The sequence below is a fragment of the Streptococcus mitis genome (genome assembly GCF_002096755.1).
Taxonomy (GTDB): Bacteria; Bacillota; Bacilli; order Lactobacillales; family Streptococcaceae; genus Streptococcus; species Streptococcus mitis_AC.
Map to the genome: position 1 here is coordinate 63,324 of NZ_NCVF01000017.1, position 6,318 is coordinate 69,641.

Below are 6,318 nucleotides of genomic sequence, written 5' to 3' on the forward strand. Positions count from 1 at the left end.
AGGAGTGAAACATGTTTTTTAGACGTCAGAAAGGTGAGTATAGAGAAACCGACCGAGTAACGCGGTATAAGTTGATCAAATCAGGGAAACATTGGTTGCGAGCTTCAACCTCTCTTTTTGGTTTGTTCAAGGTCTTGCGCGGTGGTGTAGACACGACTCAAGTCATGACAGAAGTAGTAGAGGATAAAGTGAATCCTTCTATTACAGGTCTGGATATTATCAAGGGGATTGCTGCCACAGGGGCTGTTTTAGGTGGTACTGTTGCTACTCAAACAAAAGTATTTGCAAATGAAACAGTAGCCGTGGAAAAAACACTGGAAAATCCAGATCTTTTGGTTACAAATGATACAGTAGTTTTGGGTACGACATCTGTAAGTAATTCAGAGAATTCTGCTAGCTTGTCTACTTCTTTGAGCGAAAGCACTTCGATGTCAGAATCTGTATCTAAGAGTTCGTCAGCCAGTGCTTCGACGAGTACTTCTGCCAGTGCCTCAGCAAGTACTTCGAATAGTGCATCTGTCAGCAGCTCTACTAGTATTAGTCAAACAACAAGTGAGCCGGGTAGTTTCTCGTTGGTGGCTAGTTTATCGGGTGAACAGAGCACTTCTGCGCCAGCAACTGACCGAGATGCTTCTGTATCAAAAGAATCAACTGGCCTTAAAATTGATTCTGCTCTACTAAAGGCAACTGAAATTGATGGGAAGGTTAGTGCGAGCGCTGCTCAATCAACTTCTACCACGACTAGTATCGTAGGAGTTACTGCTGGTGCTGTCGCAACAGCAGAAGTTTCAGCTAAGCAACAAGATGACAATCGTAAGAAGTTGACAAAACTTTCAGCTGAGATGGGTGAGTATCTAGCTAAAGCTGTTGGCTTACCAAATACTGACTCGGCTATCACTAAGGTCAACGCTGCGGTAACTGAAATTGAAAAGGCCTTGGCTGATCCAACTAGTGATTTGACAGCAGTGGTGCAAAAAGCAACCTTAGCTCGTAATTCCATTGTTAATGCCGTTTTGAGAGCCAATTCAGGCGCGCGTGATGCTCGTAATGGAAAAGCCATGTTGCGTGATGCTTCTCTAAGAGCAAGTTGGGCTCCTCAGCAGGGAGATGGCCGCATGAATGTAAGTGGTCCAACTGCTACTTTTGATAAGGCTACTGGAATCGCGACATACACCATGAATGTCCATGCTGATAGTGCCTTGAGTCATGTCGGTGTAAAAATCGAAGTCGGTAAAGGTGGACATGTCCAAAGTGCGACCTTTAACGGTAGTTCAATGGAAAAAACATATGCACATGGTTTAGAGGCAGGTTATAGTTATCGTCATGGCCAAAACCGGAATTTAGAGGGACAAGTTGTAGTAAGAGTTAAATACGATAATAATGTTCCGACTGCGACTGCCAATATGCAGGTTCAAGTAAGTTCTGCTCCTATTTATGAAAATACTCCAGGGAATGGATCGGCAGTTCAATCGGCAAGTGTTCCAACTGGCTATAATGAAACAAAACCGACACCACCACCTTCTGTGAGTAAATCAGGTCCAATTATCCAGAATAATAATGGAACTCATTTTGATGTTTATAATGATGATTATTTCGTTCATGAGCTTCCTATTTTAAAAAATGGAGCTAGTATCCGCCAATATGGAATTATCAAGCAGGATGCCATTCCCGGAGTCACTTATGGCGGACAATTGATGGGACAAGAAATAAATCGACCCAATCCGAGATATAATCCTTACGTTCCTAGTACTGGAAGCCCATGGTTAAATCAAACAAAGGAAATTAAAGATATTGGAACGGGTATATCAGGTACTGTAGGTAACGGTGAGGCATCCGCTGTAGTAGGAAAAACCTATAGCTATCGTATTGGTGCATCAGATTGGGGTGGTAGATCATCTGAGACTACTCTTACCTACACCATCAAAGGTTTCAATGAGCGTCATAATGTTCAAAGTGGAGATACTGTTCAGGTTTCTGATTTGGACCATTTGACACCAGATGAAGTGAAGGAAGTATATAATAACTTTATCCACAATGAGGCCAATAAAAATGATTTATTGTCTAATCAAGATGTAGTAAAAGCTGGTACACAATCAAATTTATCTTATGCTGAAAATGGGAAGTTGACTTTATCATATCCTGGAACTAAGTCGAAAATTGAAGTTGATACTGATGGCACCATTACAGTTACTTATCGTGATGGTACATCAAGCACAATCAATGCTTCTTTAGAGAAGGAAAAAATACCTCCAGTAATAACCGTTACTGCGACCCGTAATGGTAAACCTCTAGCTGCAGAAACAGGAGGTATAGCAGGAGATAAATATTACTATTACTATGCAGGTGATGATATCGGTTTTGAAATGAAAGCCGTAGATAATAAGGGAAAACTGAGGGAGTTTAAACTTGTAGCACAGGCTGATGGTTATAGACCAGCGTCAGAAATGGCTCAAAACATCTTTGGAGATAATAGTTACGGGACTGGGACAGCTACTTCTCTATCAGATCCAAATGGGAATCTCGTTGCGACTGAGTCTAATCCGGCAGTCATAACTGCAACTGGGCATATGAAAGATGATTTGACTTATGCTCCTAAAAATGAATGGCGTCGTAATGCAGTAGCAACAGATAAAGCAGGGAACGTTACGATTCCGGGGGATAACAGTACAGGGAACTTCTTTATCAAGCAACGTCCTTTGAATGAGCGTTACAAGCATGAACCAGAATTTACAATTAAAAACCCTGAGTTTACGCCTGTAGTAAATAAGAATAGCCTGACGGAGCTTGAGAAGAAAGCGGTTAAGGCTGCTATTTATGCTAAAAACAATCAAGAGACCTTCAGAATCAAGGATATTGAAGTTCAAGACAATGGTACAGCAAAAATAGTCTATAAGGACGGAACGAAGAGTGATGACATTCCACAGTCAGTAACAGTCAACGAACGTCCTAAGTTAGTCATTCCTTACGACAATCCGGCAACGAAAGAAATCTATCTTTATCGTAATGAATCAGTCAATATTACTCTAAAAGCGACGGATGACTCTGGAAAACTCAATTCATTGAAGTTTACTAGACCTGATGGGACCAGTGATGGAACTGGTAGTGGAACTGCTAATGATTACGGTGGTTTCACTGGGGTAACACGTTCTAATACCATCACTTCTACGACAAACCAAGATAATGCTACGATTACCTTGACAGGTACTCTAAATAAAAGTTTGCAAAAAGGGGCATTTACTGAACGTAAACTCGTAACTACGGATAACCAGAATACATCAAATAGTACTGATAATAACGAAGGTTACATCAAGTTTGTTGTCAAGGATCAAACGGATAAGTATAATGCGGTTTCTAAAGTAGACACTATTTATACCTATGCGGGTGAAACAGCAGAAGACTTGGGAAATGCAGCTAACTTTGTTCAACTTGAAGGTGGTAAATCTCTGCCTGCAGGAGCGACGGTTAAATGGACAAATACGATTGACAATTCGACTACTGGGACAAAGAGTGCTGTTGCGCGTGTTACTTATTCGGATGGTTCAACCGATGATGTGACGGTCAACTATAAGGTCTTGGCTACGATTGCCCCTAAAGGACCGGTTAATGATATTCAAGGGACGGCTCCTCATAACGGTACTTTATGGCACGATTATGTGAATAAAGAAGGAAGTGATGACTATCCAAGTGGAGCTAGTCAAACTTGGAGAAACAATGGCCAGGCTGTAGCAAATTCACCGATTAGCACAGCAGAAACAGGTCGACACAACTACCAAGTCACCTTTACTTATCCTGTTGGTCGTATGGGTGCGGGAGACGCTGTTAAATTAAGTAAGACCGTTGATGTTGTTCATGATGTCTATAAATTTGGAACAAATCGTTCTTATACTTTTACGCAGAATAAAACCAATGAACCAGCTTATAAACAAGCTGTAGCAAATCCTAAGGAAGTTGTTACTAATTTTTCTGGAAATCCAGATTTTAATGCAGCACTTACTAATTATAAGTGGGTAGACGGTGCTCCGTCACTTACGACAGTTGGAACCTTTACCAAACAAGTGGAGATAGAGTTACCTGCAGACTCAACAGGTGTTAGAGTTAAACAAAATGTCCCTGTTACTGTGAGGGTAAATCCACAAGCACCAGCTATCTCAGTAGGTTCTACTAATGAAACGGGTGGTTTGCCAAATCGTTCGATCGTTGTTACGAATGTAACGCCTGGAGCTCTTGTAACCTTGACTTTAGCAGGCCATACGTTCGAGAAGAGAGCTAAGGCCAATGAAACAAGTGTGACATTTGAACCTACTGACCTGAAAAAAGCTTACGACGGCAATAACGGTCTTCTTCCGACAGGTGATGTAACAGCTAAATCTACAGTTGCTGGTCTGAATTCAGAAGTAACGACAAGTGCGATTACTCCTGAACGTGTGAAACCAACAATTACTTATACTGTAACAGTAAATGGTCAAGAGCCTAAGAGAGATGGCAATGGTCGCTATTTGTTCTATGCTGGAGATAAAATCCAGATTACTTATACAGGTAAAGATAACAGTGGTAAGTTAGTTACCTTAAAGGTTTCTGGTAATAGAAAAGATTTGACAGATTTCTTCGAAAACACACCTGAGTGGGGAACTGGTCCTATCACAAATATTATCAATACTTTAACCAATGATGACCAGACCACATTTACTATTAATGCGGTTGCTAATAAAGATCTTGCGTGGAAATCAGGGAACACCTGGGGACGTTGGCTCACTGCTACAGATCCTAGTGGCAACACTGTTGATGTAGGAGAAATTCGCATTCAGCAAGATCAGTTGCAAAACTTGTTTAAGAAGCCTGCTATTAATCTGACAGAAGTTAAGGATAAAAATCACTTAACAGAAACTGATAAGGAAAACGTTCGTGAAGAAATAAGAAAAGCTCATGATAAAGTGACTCCAAATGGTCGGGATCGTATTTCTAGTATTGACGTAAGTGAGAATGGTGTTGCAACAGTTTATTATAAAGATAATGCTAAAGTAACATCTGGTAGTCAACCGTATGCACCAACGGTCTATAGTCAAGATGAAACTGTTTCAGACAAGAAATATCGTTCTGAGTCAGCTTCGGCAAGCACATCTGCCTCTGAATCAGCAAGTACAAGCGCATCAGCTTCAGCACGCACATCAGCGTCAGCCTCAGCAAGTACAAGTGCATCAGCCTCAGCAAGTACAAGCGCATCAGCTTCAGCAAGCACAAGTGCGTCAGCTTCAGCAAGCACAAGTGCGTCGGCTTCAGCATCGACAAGCGCGTCAGCTTCAGCAAGTACAAGCGCGTCGGCTTCAGCGTCAACAAGTGCGTCGGCTTCAGCATCAACAAGTGCGTCAGCTTCAGCAAGTACAAGCGCATCGGCTTCAGCATCAACAAGTGCGTCAGCCTCAGCAAGTACAAGCGCGTCAGCTTCAGCAAGTACAAGCGCATCAGCATCAGCGTCAACAAGCGCATCAGCTTCAGCAAGTACAAGTGCATCAGCATCAGCAAGCACAAGCGCATCGGCTTCGGCAAGTACAAGCGCATCAGCCTCAGCGTCAACAAGCGCATCAGCTTCAGCAAGTACAAGCGCGTCGGCTTCAGCATCGACAAGTGCATCAGCTTCAGCAAGCACTAGCGCGTCGGCTTCAGCATCGACAAGCGCATCAGCTTCAGCGTCAACAAGTGCGTCAGCTTCAGCGTCAACAAGCGCGTCAGCTTCAGCAAGTACAAGTGCGTCGGCCTCAGCAAGTACAAGTGCATCAGCTTCGGCATCAACAAGCGCGTCGGCTTCAGCAAGCACAAGCGCATCAGCTTCAGCAAGTACAAGCGCATCAGCCTCAGCGTCAACAAGCGCATCAGCTTCGGCATCAACAAGCGCATCAGCTTCAGCAAGTACAAGTGCGTCAGCTTCAGCGTCAACAAGCGCGTCAGCTTCAGCAAGTACAAGTGCGTCAGCTTCAGCGTCAACAAGCGCATCAGCTTCAGCATCGACAAGTGCATCAGCCTCAGCATCGACAAGTGCATCAGCTTCAGCATCAACAAGCGCATCAGCCTCAGCATCGACAAGCGCATCAGCATCAGCGTCAACAAGTGCATCAGCTTCAGCATCGACAAGCGCATCAGCATCAGCGTCAACAAGCGCATCAGCATCAGCGTCAACAAGCGCGTCAGCTTCAGCAAGTACAAGCGCATCAGCATCAGCGTCAACAAGTGCGTCAGCTTCGGCGTCAACAAGCGCATCAGCATCAGCAAGTACAAGCGCGTCGGCTTCAGCATCGACAAGCGCATCAGCTTCAGCAAGCACTA

Annotated in this window: 1 protein-coding gene; it reads left to right on the forward strand. The window is 43.5% G+C overall.

The window, feature by feature from the left end; genetic code table 11:
- Positions 1-11: 11 nt before the first annotated feature.
- On the forward strand, positions 12-6,318 hold a 6,307-nt coding region (locus B7700_RS11105), incomplete at its 3' end, for an accessory Sec-dependent serine-rich glycoprotein adhesin (protein ID WP_158086131.1).